General features: G+C 68.4%; 14 protein-coding genes. 9 read left to right on the top strand and 5 right to left on the bottom strand.

All coding sequences use genetic code 11. The features are described from left to right. Positions 1-22: 22 nt before the first annotated feature. The 4 genes from IEY89_RS00070 to IEY89_RS00055 all read right to left on the bottom strand — a co-directional run bounded on the left by IEY89_RS00070 (position 23) and on the right by IEY89_RS00055 (position 3,270). Positions 23-1,030: a C40 family peptidase gene (locus IEY89_RS00070; protein ID WP_229694969.1), complete on the bottom strand. Its 1,008-nt coding sequence runs from the start codon at positions 1,028-1,030 to the stop codon at positions 23-25. Positions 1,031-1,117: 87 nt separating this feature from the next. Beyond that, entirely contained in the window at positions 1,118-1,900 is a 783-nt protein-coding gene (locus IEY89_RS00065; RefSeq protein WP_189145117.1) for a trypsin-like serine peptidase, read from the bottom strand. A 94-nt stretch (positions 1,901-1,994) separates the two neighbouring features. Continuing rightward, positions 1,995-2,615 (bottom strand): Uma2 family endonuclease, encoded by a 621-nt coding sequence (locus IEY89_RS00060; protein ID WP_189145116.1) that lies wholly within the window; start codon positions 2,613-2,615, stop codon positions 1,995-1,997. A 208-nt stretch (positions 2,616-2,823) separates the two neighbouring features. Next, complete coding sequence (locus IEY89_RS00055) at positions 2,824-3,270, bottom strand: ATP-binding protein (RefSeq protein ID WP_189145115.1); 447 nt, start codon at positions 3,268-3,270, stop codon at positions 2,824-2,826. A 190-nt stretch (positions 3,271-3,460) separates the two neighbouring features. Here IEY89_RS00055 and IEY89_RS00050 point away from each other — a divergent pair, with 190 nt between their 5' ends. The 9 genes from IEY89_RS00050 (at position 3,461) to IEY89_RS00010 (ending at position 14,516) form a co-directional block, all read left to right on the top strand. After that, complete coding sequence (locus IEY89_RS00050) at positions 3,461-4,315, top strand: helix-turn-helix domain-containing protein (RefSeq protein WP_189145114.1); 855 nt, start codon at positions 3,461-3,463, stop codon at positions 4,313-4,315. Between the two features lie 14 nt (positions 4,316-4,329). Next, positions 4,330-4,686: a DUF397 domain-containing protein gene (locus IEY89_RS00045; RefSeq protein WP_189145113.1), complete on the top strand. Its 357-nt coding sequence runs from the start codon at positions 4,330-4,332 to the stop codon at positions 4,684-4,686. Between the two features lie 641 nt (positions 4,687-5,327). Then, the gene (locus IEY89_RS00040; protein ID WP_189145112.1) at positions 5,328-6,710 is read left to right on the top strand and encodes a S53 family peptidase; all 1,383 of its coding nucleotides are present in this window, start codon (positions 5,328-5,330) and stop codon (positions 6,708-6,710) included. A 532-nt stretch (positions 6,711-7,242) separates the two neighbouring features. After that, complete coding sequence (locus IEY89_RS00035) at positions 7,243-7,551, top strand: DUF8827 family protein (protein ID WP_053742551.1); 309 nt, start codon at positions 7,243-7,245, stop codon at positions 7,549-7,551. A gap of 234 nt (positions 7,552-7,785) precedes the next feature. Next, positions 7,786-8,667, top strand: a complete 882-nt coding sequence (locus tag IEY89_RS00030; protein WP_189145111.1) for a DUF8175 domain-containg protein — start codon at positions 7,786-7,788, stop codon at positions 8,665-8,667. Continuing rightward, positions 8,657-9,991: a hypothetical protein gene (locus IEY89_RS00025; RefSeq protein WP_189145110.1), complete on the top strand. Its 1,335-nt coding sequence runs from the start codon at positions 8,657-8,659 to the stop codon at positions 9,989-9,991. Before IEY89_RS00030 ends, IEY89_RS00025 begins: the two co-directional genes overlap by 11 nt. Continuing rightward, positions 9,988-11,538 (top strand): SCO6880 family protein, encoded by a 1,551-nt coding sequence (locus IEY89_RS00020; RefSeq protein ID WP_189145109.1) that lies wholly within the window; start codon positions 9,988-9,990, stop codon positions 11,536-11,538. Before IEY89_RS00025 ends, IEY89_RS00020 begins: the two co-directional genes overlap by 4 nt. Positions 11,539-11,551: 13 nt before the next feature. Beyond that, the gene (locus IEY89_RS00015) at positions 11,552-12,979 is read left to right on the top strand and encodes an ATP-binding protein (RefSeq protein ID WP_189145108.1); all 1,428 of its coding nucleotides are present in this window, start codon (positions 11,552-11,554) and stop codon (positions 12,977-12,979) included. 4 nt (positions 12,980-12,983) lie between these two features. Next, entirely contained in the window at positions 12,984-14,516 is a 1,533-nt protein-coding gene (locus tag IEY89_RS00010; protein ID WP_189145107.1) for a TraM recognition domain-containing protein, read from the top strand. A gap of 3 nt (positions 14,517-14,519) precedes the next feature. On the opposite strand, the gene IEY89_RS00005 is transcribed toward IEY89_RS00010, so the two are convergent. Then, a complete protein-coding gene (locus IEY89_RS00005) occupies positions 14,520-15,086 on the bottom strand; it encodes a GNAT family N-acetyltransferase (protein ID WP_189145106.1) in 567 nt (188 codons plus the stop codon). Between the last annotated feature and the right edge of the window lie 89 nt (positions 15,087-15,175).

Below are 15,175 nucleotides of genomic sequence, written 5' to 3'. Positions count from 1 at the left end.
AGGGGATGGTTTCACGCTGCGCTCACACCGCGGTGGGCAACGCTTTCGCGCCATCTTCGGTGACCCGCGTCGCCCCGAAGTAATCGGGGGTGTCGATCGGATCGAACCGAATGACCGCGCCGGTCCGCGGTGCGTCAATCATGTAACCGCCGCCCACATAAATCCCGACATGGCGGATGGCCCGGGAGTTGGTGAGATCGTCGGAGAAGAAGACGAGGTCGCCCGGCAACAGCTCGTCCCGCGAGGGATGCGCCCCGGCGTTGTACTGGTCGTTGGCAACGCGCGGCAGCTCGATGCCCACACTCCTGTACGCGGCCTGGGTGAGACCGGAGCAGTCGAAGCGTCCTTGCTGCTCAGCGGTACCGGTGCCACCCCAGAGGTAGGGCGTGCCGAGCTTCTCCTGGGCGTAGGTGATCGCCCCCGCCGCCTGCTCGGAAGGGTCGACGCGCCCCACAGGGGCCGCAAAGCTCGTCTGCAGCGTGGTGATGGTCTTCACATAGTTCTGGGTCTCTGCATACGGCGGTACGCCCCCGTATTTGATGACGGCGTACGCCCCCGCGTTGTAAGCGGCGAGCATGTTGTGCGTCGGGTCTCCGGGCGCGTCCTTCACATAGGAGGCGAGCTCGCAGTCGTACGACGCGGCCGATGGAATCGCGTCATTCGGGTCCCATACGTCGCGGTCGCCGTCACCGTCGCCGTCGATTCCGTGCGCGGCCCAGGTGCCGGGGATGAATTGCGCTATCCCTTCCGCCTTTGCCGGACTCTTCGCATTCGGATTGAATCCGCTCTCCTGGTACAGCTGTGCGGCGAGGAGGGCGGGATTGATGGCGGGGCACAGATTGCCCCACTTCTGCACGAGCGCCGAATACGCGGCAGGCACGGCCCCCTTGGCCAGCGCGACGCTCCCGCTGCCCACCCCGCCGGCCACGTTCCCGGCGACAAGGTAGACGCCCACGACGAGCAGCATCACGAAGCTGAGGGTGCCCCCGACGGCCACGCTCGCCACGATCCATGCCTTACGCACCGTCAACCGCCCCTCACCGCCCGGGAGTACGCCCACGCCAGTGTAGAGGGGCTACCCACACCCGGCGGTGATCATGACGAAACGCGCCGCCCGTCAAGGGGAGCCGGAGGAGTCGGCGGAACCGGTGGCCTCCCGGTACAACGAAGCGGCCGCACTCCCGAGCACAGCGCTGTAGGACACATCATCAGTGGCCCCACCCTGCTCGAACCCCCCGAGCACCCCCACCACCTCCCCTTCCCTGTCCACCCAAGGACTCCCACTCGTACCGTCGGTGAAGTCGGGGCACTCGATGCGCTGTTGCGTACGACTCTGCGCGGTGGGCCGGTTGGTACACGTGAGGGGCGCCTCCTGCACGTTGGGATACCCGGTGACGACGACATCGCTGCCCCCGGTCGCCCGCCCCGTGGCAAAGACATTCGCCCCCACGGCATCCTCCAGATCCCGCCCGCCCTTGGAGGCGACGACGGCAAAGGCGAAGTCGCTGTCCTCGTCGGACCGGTCGCTCCAGGCCCCCGGCACGAAGGTCTTGCTCACCCGCCACAGCCCGTAGGGCGCCCGGCCGTCCCGATACCCGGGCGCGAAGACGACATCGGTGTCCCCGTCCCCGCCCAGACAGTGCGCGGCGGTGAGGATCAGATCCCGCCCTCCACTGCGCACGACGGAGGCCGTACAGAAGTGCCCGCCCTCCAAGTCACCGCTGAACAGGGCCCCCACCCGGGCACTCCGCGGCACTACCCGCGCAGCAGAGGCGCCTCCGATGGTCCCTGGGGCGGCGTTTCCATGGGCCGCACCGGAGACGGAGGTGACGGCAAGCAACGCGACAACGGGAAGCAGGCGTGCCACCGGTCGACCAGGGGGACGAGTGAGGCGCTTCATCAGGGGCCACTGTGACGCGCGAACGCAAGAACGGGTAAGGCTCCTCGCTGAAAATTCTCCGTGAAGCCGTGAAGCCGTGAAGCCGTGAAAAGGGTCATCCCCCGGATCTAGGGGCCGCCCGCGGAGCCTCGCCGTACACGGGAAAGCCGTCCGTCACGATCTCGACCCCGAACGGCTCGGGCAGCAGAACGGACTCCCCGAACTTGCCCGACAGAACGTCACGGTAGGCGCCGTTGTCCGGGTGGGCGTGGAGGGCCCAGGTGCCCTTCCTGGGATCGATGACAAAGAGAACAGGCACGCGAACGACGGCGTACCAGTCGGCCTTGTCCCTGATGTCCCGGGATTTCTCGGACTGGGAGATGACCTCGACGGCGAGTGCGGCGTCAGCGGCGTCGGCCAGCCAGTCGTCGTCGTCCTCCCATTCGACGGGCAGCACGATCAGGTCCGGCGTCGCGTAGTCGTCCGGATCCTCGGGCAGAGCGATCGAGGACACCTCGTACACGTCCAGACCGTCAGGCAGAACAACCGCCTCAAGCTGCCGGCGCACCTGCTTGACCACACCCGCGTGTTTCCCACGCGGAGCAGGGGACATCACGAGCTTTCCTCCCAGGATCTGCACCCGCAGACCCGTCGCGTCCTCGATCTTCTCGGCGATCTCGCGCAGATTCCCCGGCCGGGGTCGCGGATACATCGAGGCACCGGGCGACACGGACATGGCTCGCTGCCTCCGTTCCTCCACCTCTGCGGCTGCGCGAACGGGGTCGGTGGGAGGTCCGACATCCCGCTCAGCGCCGAATCCACCGTACTGTGCGACTCCTTCCCCCGCCTCGGCCTCAGGGCCCGTACGGGTGCGCGGGGTCCCCTTGCGGCTGCGTTCGACCTGCGTCACACCGCCCCCTCACTCACGCTCCACTCAGGCATCATCACTTTAGGTCACCCCACTGACACTCGGCCCACAGCAGCTTCCCGCCCTTCGAGGCCCCCAGCTCCCGCAGCACCGAAACACCCAACGAGTCCGCACAGGCCCGTACGAGATGAAGCCCCCGGCCGCATTCACCGTCCACCGGCGGTACGACGTCAGGGGCGCCGTCAACCCCGAACCCGGGCGGAACCCTCGGATCGGTGTCCCAGACGGCGACCCGGAACCGGCCCGGCTCGCCGAGTTGAACAATGCGCAGGGCGTACGGCCCCTTGGTGTGCTGATGGGCGTTGGTGAGCAGTTCGGACGCGACCAGTTCGGCGTCGGGAATGGCTTCGGCGAGCCCAAGGGCGGCCAGAACGGTCCGCACGGTCGCGCGGCCGATACCCGGCGAGCGTGGATCGCGCGGGAGTTGAAGGGTGTAGTTCCAGGGCGGCGATACGGTGGCCATCGGAAGTCTCCGATCACTGAGGGGAGTTGGACGGTTGCCCAGTGACTTCGTCGCTCCGTCGAGCGGTGTGCTTCTGGGTGGGGGCGCCTGAAGCCAAGGTAGCGAGCTACGGATATATTCTTCACCCAAATCAGGGGATACTAAAGACAATCACCCTTGTGGGTGACAGAAGCACCCAGGAGAGACCGGAATGCCCGTGAGGAACAGCCCGACGGGACGTCAACTCCGGCTTGGCGCCGAGCTGCGCAAGCTGCGCGAGCACGCAGGCCTGACGTCAACGCAAGCCGCCCAGTTGCTCGGCATGAAGCAGGCACAGGTCAGCAACATGGAGACCGCACGGTTGGGCGTGAGCGCCGAGCGCGTACGCACGCTGGCCGACCACTACGCCTCCCCCGACAAGGCACTCGTCGACGCGATCGCCGCAATGACCGGCGATCGGAAACGCGGCTGGTGGGAGGAGCACCGCGAGTCGCTCGCCCCCTCGCTCCTGGACCTCGCCGAACTCGAACACCACGCCCGGTCGTTGCGGGACTCCACCACCGCTCGCATCCCCGGTCTGCTGCAGACTCGCGAGTACGCACTGGAGATCTTCCGCCAGGCGGTCACAGAACTCTCGCCGCCCGACATCGAGCACCGCCTGTCGTTCCGCATCAAGCGCCAGGCGATCCTCTTCCGCGAGGACGACCCCACGCCGTACGAGGCGATCATTCACGAGGCCGCCCTACGCATGAAGGTCGGCGGCTCCACGATTGCCCGACACCAGCTCCAACACCTGCTCGACATGAGCGACAGAAACCACATCACCCTGCGTGCCATCACCTTCGACGTCGGCGCCTATCCGGGGTCCGGACAGTCGATCCACTACGCACACGGTCCCGTACCTGAACTGGACACCGTCTATCTCGACCAGGCACACGGCCTCGCCTTCCTCGACGCCGAGGCGGAGTTGCGCAAATACCGAACACTGTTCGACCGTATCGAGGACATTGCGCTCGACCCGGAGAAGACCCGGGACCTCATCCTCAACGTGGCACGAGACCTGTAAAGGGACGGACCCCCATGACCCCGCACTGGCAGAAGTCGTCGTACTGCTCCGAGGGCGCCTCCTGCATACACATCGCCACCACCCCCACCACCCCCCGAACAATCCACCTCACCGAGTCCGGCGACCCCACCGGAGCGATACTCACCACCACCCCCGCCGCCTTCCGCACCCTCCTCACCACCCTGAAGACCGACACGCCCCCGCCGAAAGCAACCGCCCCCACGATCGAAGTCACCCTCGGTGAAGCCCCGGACGCCCCTGTCCGTGTCCGCTCGACCACCACCCCCGACACGGTCGTCACCACCGACCGCCGTAAATGGCACGCCTTCGTCCTGGGCGTACGAGCAGGCGAGTTCGATCACTTCGTCTAAGCCCGCCCCCTCGGACTCACTCGCCCAACTCCCCCCGCGCCCGACCTGGGGACCCTTCCGGACAACGACAAGCCTGCGCTGGTCAGCCACGTCAACCGGCGGTCGCCAACGAGGACATGGTGACCTCCGGCCCCAGGTACACCTGAACGCATGCGATCCACAAGGCCGTTTCGATGGAGTGCGCCGGATCCAGACGCCGGCTGAGACTGAGCGAGCCCGAGCCCCGCGCACCTCGATCACGTCGACATCAGCGTCGGCCGGATCGTCCCGACACCGGTGCCCGCGTCCACATCGGCCGACACCACCGTCAGGACACGCTTCGGCATCCACCACGGCTGCGACTCACCACCGCCCAGCACACGCCGGGACCACCCCCGTCCACAACCTGTGGATCACCTGTGCCCAGGGTCAAGCCGCACCCTCCCCCCACCCATCACCACGTCAGTGATCAGTAACCCACCAACCCCCTTGAGTCACGCGGAAGTCAGGATTCCGCAACCCGTCTTGTTGTCACGTACCCAACAAGCGATGGTCATCGCGGGCCGCCAACCCGCCGCCGGGGACACCGCACCGACGGCAAGCACCACCCCCGCATGACCACCCGCACCGCCCCTGCCAACCCCCTAACAGGAGGCTGTACGTTGCGTACGTCACCCCCCAGCAGCCAGTCCACGCACGGCAGATGGCGCCGCATAGGCACCGCAGCCGTCGCCACCGCCGCGCTCGCTCTCGCCGGCCTCGGCACCGCCGCCCAGGCCGGAGCGGCCACCCCCGCCACTCACGCGACCCCGAAGGTCAGCGCCAGGACCATCGCCGCGCAGGTCGCCAAGGCCCGTGTGCACTACACCAACCAGTGTGACGCGACCCCCGCGAAGGGCTTCGCGTCCTGCAACGCCCTGCGCGTCACCAGCGGCACCACCGCCTTCCAGGAGGAGCTGGCGGCGAAGAAGGGCGCCACACCCGCGACCATCAAGCCGAACGCCGCCTCGGCCACCCCCACCGGTTACGGCCCCAGCAACCTCCAGTCCGCCTACGGACTGACCGCCGCCGCCAAGTCCAACGGCTCCGGCGAGACCATCGCGATCGTCGACGCGTACGACGACCCGAACGCCGAGTCCGACCTCGCCACGTACCGCTCGTACTACGGCCTCTCGGCCTGCACCACCGCCAACGGCTGCTTCAAGAAGGTCAGCCAGACCGGCTCGACGACCTCCCTCCCCGCCGCCGACAGCGGCTGGGCCGGTGAGATCTCGCTCGACCTCGACATGGCCAGCGCGATCTGCCCGAACTGCAACATCACCCTGGTCGAGGCCAAGTCGTCCTCGATGGCCAACCTCGGCACAGCGGTGAACGAGGCGGTCAAGCTCGGCGCGAAGTTCGTCTCGAACAGCTACGGCGGCTCGGAGTCGTCCTCCGACACCTCCTACGACACCTCGTACTTCAAGCACCCGGGCGTCGCCATCACCGTCAGCTCGGGCGACGACGCGTACGGCGTCGAGTACCCGGCGGCCTCCCAGTACGTGACCGCCGTCGGCGGCACCTCCCTCAAGACGTCATCCGCCGCCCGCGGCTGGGCCGAGAGTGTCTGGTACCAGACCAACTCCGACGGCAGCGTCAACGGCGCCGGCTCCGGCTGCTCCTCCTACGACGCCAAGCCGACCTGGCAGACCGACACGGGCTGCTCGAAGCGCACGGTCGCCGACGTCTCCGCGGTCGCCGACCCGGCCACCGGCGTCTCGGTCTACGACTCCTACGGCGCCGACGGCACCGGCTGGCTCACCTACGGCGGCACCAGCGCCTCCTCGCCGATCATCGCCGCGGTCTACGCCCTCGCCGGCACCCCCTCCACCAGCTCCTACCCGGCGAAGTTCCCCTACGCGGCGGCCGGCACCTCGGCGCTCAACGACGTCACGTCCGGCAGCAACGGCACCTGCTCCACGAGCTACCTCTGCACCGCCAGGTCCGGCTACGACGGCCCGACCGGCTGGGGCACCCCGCAGGGCCTGACCGCCTTCACCGGCTGAAACAACCTCACCGGCCGACCCGGAACCACCAGATCCAGCCAATACGTCACCCACCCACGTAACCCATCCACGCAACTCATCGCACAAACGCCACCGGAGGTCGTGGGGACCACCGGCGGGCACCGGGGAACGGGCCGCGGCTACCAGCCGCGGCCCGTCGCCATGTCCGAGGTCCGCGATAGCCTGCATCTGGATACGGACCGTCAGAAGCGGTCCGTGACCGTACCGATGGTCACAGCTGGCCATCGGTGGCTAACGACGGGACCACACCACAGGTTCCGCCCACACCTCATTGCCCGGCGTGATCGGCCGTGATACACAGAGTGACCATACGATCCGTTCAACCCCTCGCACACCGTCCCGCGCTCCCCCATAGGGTGCCGCGAGAGGCGATGGCAAGGTATTCATACGAAACCCGCCAATCAATGACGCCAAGTCGACATCGGTCGGCGTCATTGTCAGCGAGAATGGACCTGACCTCTGCACTGCGGCAGAGGACGCGCGGAACTACCCGACAGGGGCGGTGACTTACATGTGGCTTGCGGCCGAAAAGGGCGACATCAACACCATCATCGGCGGGATCGCTCCGGACTGGGGCCCCTTCGGCAGCCTGGGCACCGAAGCGAAGACAATGGTCCAGGTCGTGATGGCCGTGGCCATCCTGATGTGCCTGGGCATCGCGATCTGGGGTGCGGCCAAGCAGCGCATCGGCGCCACAGCGCTGCGGGACACCTTCAGCGCGGAACAGGGCAAGGGCCTCATCATCGCGGGCCTGACAGGCGTGTTCATCATCGGCTCGCTCGGCACCCTCTTCACCATCGTCTACGGCATGGCCGTGTAGCCGGCGCCACCAGCGCTCGGCACATCGTCGGTCGGACCGCCGGGCAAGCCCGGTTCTCCCTCCCCACACCCACCCACCCGTCGTGCCCACCGACTGAGGTTGCGTCTCCCTGATGTCGAGTCACCACACCGCGCCCGCGCGGGAACCAGCACGGCTACCGTCGTACTGTCACGCGTACCCGTACGCGTGGATTCGACACGAGTTGGAAAACGAGTTCGAGGGGGCGGGCGCGCAATGAGTCTCGGTGACAGCCAGAGCGACGGCGACTCCACACGCCCCGACGACGGCGGGTACGGCGGCACCGGCCAGACCCGGACCCGCTACCACGACCAGGGCAACGGCGGCGTCTACGGCGGTGCCCAGCGCACCAAGTCGTCACGGGGCACGGTGACGGCCGTCGGCGTGGTCGTCCTCCTGATCGCGGCGATCGCCTTCGCGAACCGTGGAGGAGACGATTCCTCTGCGTCCTCGTCCTCCTCCACCGCGGGCAGCGGCTCCGGCAGCGACAGCGCCGACGGACCCGCCGCCGCGCCCACCGCGGCCTCCGGCGAGCAGCCGGTCACGAAGAAGGCGGCCGGCATCCCGTCGGGGTTCGCGCACAACCGGCAGGGCGTCCAGTCGGCGGCGGCCAACTACGCGGTGTCCCTGGGCTCGACCGGCATGTTCCGCAAGGACAGCCGGGACAAGCTCGTCGACACCCTCTTCACCGCCGAGGCCGCCGCGAAACTCAAGGCCCCCCTGGACAAGGCCTACTCCGCGAGCCTCCTCACCAGACTCGGCCTCGACGCGGGCGGCAACGCCCCCGAGGGCAGCACGTTCGTCTCGCGCGTGACCCCGGTCGGCACCAAGACCGTGGCGTACGGCGGCACCACCGCCACCGTCGAGGTCTGGTACGTCGGCCTGAGCGGCATCGCAGGTGAGACCTCCACCAGCCCGGTCACCTCGTCCTGGAACACCTGGACCTACGACATGCGCTGGTCGGGCGGCGACTGGAAGATCGTCTCCTACTCGGAGAAGGACGGCCCCAACCCGGTCCCCGGCGACGACCGGGCCGCCGCCTCCGACGAGATCAGCAAGGCCATCGACGAGTACGGAGGGTTCACCTATGCCCGGTAACACACCAGGTAGGTCCTACCTCGTGCTCAAGCTCGCCGGCGCGCTGACAGCCGTACAGACGGCGGCCGTACTCCTGGCCTCCCAGGCGTACGCGGCACCGACACCGTCCCCGACGCCCTCCCCGTCGGCATCGCAGACGGCCGGCAACCCGGACTGCGCGCTCCTTCCCGACCAGGCCAAGGAGGTCTGCGAGGGCCAGCAGGGCGGCTCGGGATCGGTCTCCAACCCCGCCTCCACCCTCGACCCCCTGTCCTCCCTCGCCAAGGGCTGCGCCGACGCCGCCTCCTGGACGGTCGACAAGCTCAGCGAGGCCGTGAAGGAGACCGCGAACGTCGACTTCACCAACCCCAAATTCCTCCAGCAGTACGCGGTCGTGTTCGCCGCGTCCACCGTCCTGACCCTGGTGCTGTGGCTGCTCGCGGTCTCCAAGCGGGCCGTGCGGGGCGTCCCCCTCACCACGGCCATCTCCGAGGCGATCGGCTTCCTCTGGCTGACCGTCCTGGCCTCCGCCTTCACACCCCTCGTCCTCTACACCGTCGTCTCGGCGACCGACGGCGTCACCGAGGTCCTCGCGAGCGCGACCGGCGACCAGACCGACACGTTCTTCGGCACCTTCTCCGGAGCACTGGCCAAGGGCGAGGACATCGGCGGCGGCCCGATCATGCTGATCGTGGTGTCCATGGTGTCGATCCTCGCGGCCGGCGTCCTCTGGCTGGAACTCGTCATCCGCGCCGCACTGCTGTACGTCGGCGCCCTGCTCGGCACGGTCGTGTACGCGGGACTGGTCGACAAGAACCTGTGGGGGCACGTCCGCCGCTGGGCCGGCATCATGATCGCGGTCATCCTGGTCAAACCGGTGATCGCCATCGTGCTGGGCCTGGCGGGCGCGCTGTCCACGAACGACGGCCCGGACGCCTTCTCCGCCGTCGTCTCCGGCCTCTCCATCATCCTCCTCGCCATCTTCGCGAGCGCGATGATCTACCGCTTCGTCCCGGGCTTCGGCGACGAGATCGCCCACTCCCGCAACAACCGCATCATGCAGGGCGCCGAAGGCAAGGCCGCCGCCGTCATCAGCTCCCCGGCGACCCTCGTCGCCCAGGGCATCAAGACCCACAGCAGCCGGGCCGACAACAACGGGGGCGGCGGAGGCGGCGGCCAGTCGTCCACCCCGCGCCCGGCCAACCCCGTGTCCGGCGGCGTGGCCGCGCACAGCTCGCGGCCCTCGGGCGGCGGCGGATCTGTCCCCTCCGCCGCACCCCCGCCGCGCAGCCCGCACGCCGGCAACAGCAACCGATCCAACCGCCCTGGAGGTGACGGGCGTTGACGACCGAGTCCCACCTGGTCTCGCCCCGCCGTACGTATCTCATCGGCCGCGCCCGGCCGAGCGCGATCGTCGGCCGCAACCGCGAGTCCGGCGAGATCGCGCTCATCATCGTGGGCGCCTTCCTCGGCATGGTGTGCGGCCTGGTCGTACCCGTCCTGTCCCTGCGCATCGTGCTGCTGACCGGCTTCCCGATGCTGGCACTGGCCGTGGTGTACGTCCCGTACAAGCGCCGCACGTTCTACAAGTGGTTCGAGATCAACCGCAGTTACAAGCGGTCGCTCCGCCAGGGAACCGCCTACCGCAGCCCCGTCATCGAGGCCGGCACCCGCATCGACGGCCGCGAGGTCGAGATCGGCCCGCCCCCGGGCATCGGCCGCATCAACTGGCTCGCGGCCCCGTTCGGCCCGGACGAGATCGCCGTACTCCTGCACGCGGACCGCCGTACGGTGACCGCGGCGATCGAGATCGAGGGCCCCGGCGTCGGCCTGCGCGACAGCGAGGACCAGGAGGCCCTCGTCGACCGCTTCGGCACGCTGCTCAAGCACGTGGCGAACGGCGACGGCTTCGTCACCCGCCTCCAGATGCTCGCCCGCACCCTCCCCGCCGACCCGGACGCCCACGCCAAGGACGTGGCCGTACGCGGCGACGAGAAGGCACCGCCGTGGCTGCAGCACTCGTACGACCAGCTCCAGTCCATGGTGTCGACGAGCAGCGAACAGCACCGCGCCTACCTCGTCGCCTGTATGCACTTCAACCGCGAACTCGCCGCCGAGGCCCACACGATGGCCCGCGCGGCGCGTCCGCACGGCGGCAGGAAGCTCGACCGGGACGCGGGCCTCGCGGTGGTCATGGCCCGCGAACTGACGGACATCTGCTCGCGGCTCCAGGAGGCGGACATTCGCGTCCGCCAGCCCCTCGGCCAGGGCAGACTGGCCTCCCTCATCCACTCCATGTACGACCCGGACCACCCGATCGACCACCTCCAGGCGATGACGAAGCGCAACGCCTGGCCGGCCGAGCTCGACGCGATGGAGCCGACGTACCTCCAGGCGAAGACCCGCGAGTCCTCGACGCGCGCCCCCTGGTGCCACTCCACGGCGTGGGTGAAGGAATGGCCGATGACCCCGGTCGGCGTCAACTTCCTCGCCCCGCTCCTCGTCCACACCCCGGACGTCATCCGCACGGTGGCCGTCACGATGGACCTCGAACCCACCGAGGTGGCCATCGAACGCATGCTCACCGAGAAGACGAACGACGACGCCGAAGCGAGCCGAGCCGCCAAGATGAACCGCACGGTCGACCCCCGCGACGTGGCCTCCCACAACCGCATCGACCAGCGCGGCGAGGACCTCGCGAGCGGCGCGGCCGGCGTCAACCTGGTCGGCTACATCACCGTCTCCTCCCGCTCACCGGAAGCCCTGGCGCGTGACAAGCGCACGATCAGAGCGTCGGCGGGCAAGTCGTACCTGAAGCTGGAATGGTGCGACCGAGAGCACCACCGAGCGTTCGTCAACACACTCCCGTTCGCCACCGGAATCCGAAGGTAGGGCTGATGCGCTGATGCGGGATCCGCTGACCGCCCTCACCGACACCTTCACGTCCTTCCTCTTCGGCAAGATCGAGACGACCCGCCTGCCCGTCCGCACCTCCACGGGCCAGGCCCAGGCCGTCTACCTCCCCACAGCCGCCCCCGGCCTCGGCGACTCCGGCGTCATCATCGGCCGCGAGGTGTACTCCGGGAAGGGCTACATCTACGACCCCTTCCAGCTGTACGGCCAACAACTCCCCGCCCCGCACTGGCTGGTGCTCGGCGAATCGGGCAACGGCAAATCAGCCCTGGAGAAGACCTACGTCCTACGCCAACTCCGCTTCCGGGACCGCCAGGTGGTCGTCCTGGACGCCCAGGGCGAGGACGGCGTCGGCGAATGGAACCTCATCGCGGAGGAGTTGGGGATAACCCCCATCCGCCTGGACCCGATGGCCGCCCTGGACATGGGGATCCGCCTCAACCCCCTCGACCCCGCGATCACCACAACGGGCCAGCTCGCCCTGCTCCGCACGATCATCGAAGTGGCGATGGGCCACGGCCTGGACGAACGCTCCGGCTTCGCCCTCAAGGTCGCGCACGCCTACGTCAACGAGACGATCGTCGACCGCCAGCCCGTCCTGACGGACATCGTCGAGCAACTACGCCATCCCGAGCCGGAGTCGGCGGAGGCGATGAACGTCGCCACGGACGACGTACGGGCCTGGGGCCTCGACGTGGCCCTGGTCCTGGACCGCCTGGTCGACGGTGACCTGCGAGGCATGTTCGACGGCCCGACAACGGTCGGCATCGACCTCGACGCCCCCCTGATCGTCTTCGACCTGTCCCACATCGACCGCAACTCCATCGCCATGCCGATCCTCATGGCCATCATCGGCGTATGGCTGGAGCACACCTGGATCCGCCCCGACCGGAAGAAGCGCATCTTCCTGGTCGAGGAGGCCTGGCACATCATCAGCAGCCCGTTCGTGGCCCAACTCTTCCAACGCCTGCTGAAGTTCGGCCGCCGCCTCGGCCTCTCCTTCGTGGCGGTCGTCCACCACCTGAGTGACGTGGTGGACGGAGCGGCGGCGAAGGAAGCGGCGGCCATCCTGAAGATGGCGTCGACGAGGACGATCTACGCCCAGAAATCCGACGAGGCACGGGCAACGGGCAAAGTGATCGGCCTACCGCGCTGGGCGGTGGAGATCATCCCGACCCTGACCCCAGGCATCGCCGTCTGGGACGTCAACGGCAACGTCCAGGTCGTCAAACACCTGGTCACGGAGACGGAACGCGCCCTCGTCTTCACCGACCGGGCGATGACGGAATCGTCCCGCGACCTGGAACTGACCGACGACGCCCTCAGAGCCGCGGAACTGGAGGCCGAGGAACGCGCCGCGGCCTTCGTCGAACAGCACCTCAGCGACCTCGACGACTCCTCCGAGTCCACGGTGGCGTGACGCGATGAGACCGGACGAACGGCAGCGGAGCGAACGCGGCGTCTCCGACGGCCTGTTGGTGGGCCTGATCGCGTTCCTCCTCGGCCTGACGCTACTGGTCTGGACGGCAACAGGCCTCGCGAGCCTGCTCTCCCACGGCGCCTGGCCACAGGGCGTCACGTTCACCCGCACCCCGGAGGCACTGCGCCACCTGATCACGGACCCACAAGACGTGCCGGGCGCCTGGCCTCGCACACCGGCGGGGCACCTCTCCGGCTGGGGACTGTTCTGGGGCCTGTTCATCGGCCAGCTGATGATCCTGTTCGTCCTGACGGTGTTCGTGGTGGGCACCCTGGCCCGCTGGAAAGCGGTACGGACGGCGAGAAGAACGTCTCACGACCAACCACCTCGCCACGAGGTCCCGGTACAACGCACGGAGCCCCCGCCCGACTCGGCGAGAATCCCGGAAGAGCCACAGCCCCACACGGAAACACCGGCACCGGACCCCCCGAAAACGCTGGCACCGGACCCCCCGAAGGTCCTTTCACCAGCACCCGCGCAGGCCTTTCCGCCGGCACCCACAGGGGTGTTCTCGACGGCACCCATGGCAACAGACAGCGAACGGGTGGGTGGGTGGGAAACAATCTTCTTCGGCACCGAAGACACCCGCACCCACCCAGCAACCCAAGCCATCCAGAACGCGGAGGGCCCCGCCCTCATCCTCACCTCCAACCCCACCCTCTGGCAGGAGACCAAGGACGCCCGAGCCAAACTGGGCCCCACCCTCCTCTACGACCCCACCCACCTCTGCGACACCCCGGCCCGCCTCCACTGGCCCCCCACCACCGGCTGCGAGGACAGACCCACCGCAGCCGCGAGAGCAGCCGCCCTCCTCACCCCGGTCCGCCCCACCGCGAAGATCGACCGGACAACGGCGGAAACCGCCGAGACGCTCCTCCGCAGCTACCTCCACGCAGCCGCGATAGACGCTCGCACCATCCGCCACGTACACCGCTGGTCCCAGGGCACCAACGTCCAGGAAGCCGTACGCATCCTCCGCACCAACCCCAAGGCCGCCCCCGGCGCCGCCGGCGAACTCGAAGCAGCCCTCACCGCGCATCCCGAACGCCGGGACATCGCCCAAGAGTTGACGAGCCGAGCCCTCGCCGCGCTCTCGATGGTGAACATCCGCGAGGCATGCACGCCGAACCGAAGTGATGCCCTCGTGCTGGATTCCTTCATCGCCGAAGGGGGCACGCTCTATGTGGTCGGTGAACCGATCGAGGACCCCAGAACGAACCCGGGCGCGATGCCCCTCCTGACAGCACTCGCCGCAAGCGTGGTCGAGCGCGGCCGGCGCATGGCCGAACGGTCATCCTCCGGTCGCCTCGACCCACCACTGACACTCGTCCTGGACGACGTCGCGGCGGTCGCTCCACTCCCCCAGCTCCCGGAGCTGCTCGCCACCGGAGCGGACCGAGGCATGCCGACCCTGGCCCTGCTCCGGTCAAGGGAACAACTCCGAGCACGATGGCCGCACCACGACCTACGGGTATAGCTCCTACGGGTGCGGCTCCCGCTCCAGCACGAACTCCAACTCGGCCTCGGAGTCGTCGGACCCCTCACCCAACGGCACGGTGACCCCACTGGGTACGAACCCCACGCGCCGATAGAACCGCTGCGCACGCGCGTTGTCCGGATGCACGATCAACCGAACCCGCTCAACGTCCGCGGCCTCCCAGGCCCACTCCAGAGCCGCGTCGAAGAGCACATCGGTCAGCCCGCATCCCCGATGCTCCGGCAGCATGAACACCCCCACAAGGTGCCCCTGTCGCTGCTCGACAGCGAACCCGGCCCAATCGGTCGTCCCAGGCTCCTCGACAAGCACTACAAGCCCCCCGACCCACTCACCGTCAGGCCCCACCGCAATGAGCTGCTGAGCGCCGGTCGCCCCCTCGGCGCCCCTCCGCACCCGCTCCTGCCAGAAGGAATCAGGCTGGCCCACTGCCTGCTCGTACGTCTCCAGGAAGGCGAGTTGCGCAATGGGATCCCGCAAGGCGGCCAACCGAAGCTCCTTGGCGGCACGCCACTCATCCGCCCGCACGGACCTCACCACAAAGCTGCTCATAGAGGTCACGTTAATACCCCTCGGAAAACAGAAAACCCCCGCACTGGAAAGTGCGGGGGTTTTCGTAATATTTGTTCGGCGGTGTCCTA

Source organism: Streptomyces lacrimifluminis (assembly GCF_014646095.1).
In the GTDB taxonomy this organism is placed as follows: domain Bacteria; phylum Actinomycetota; class Actinomycetes; order Streptomycetales; family Streptomycetaceae; genus Streptomyces; species Streptomyces lacrimifluminis.
The sequence above is the reverse complement of the archived record's forward strand: the minus strand, read 5'-3'. Positions and strand labels throughout refer to the sequence as shown.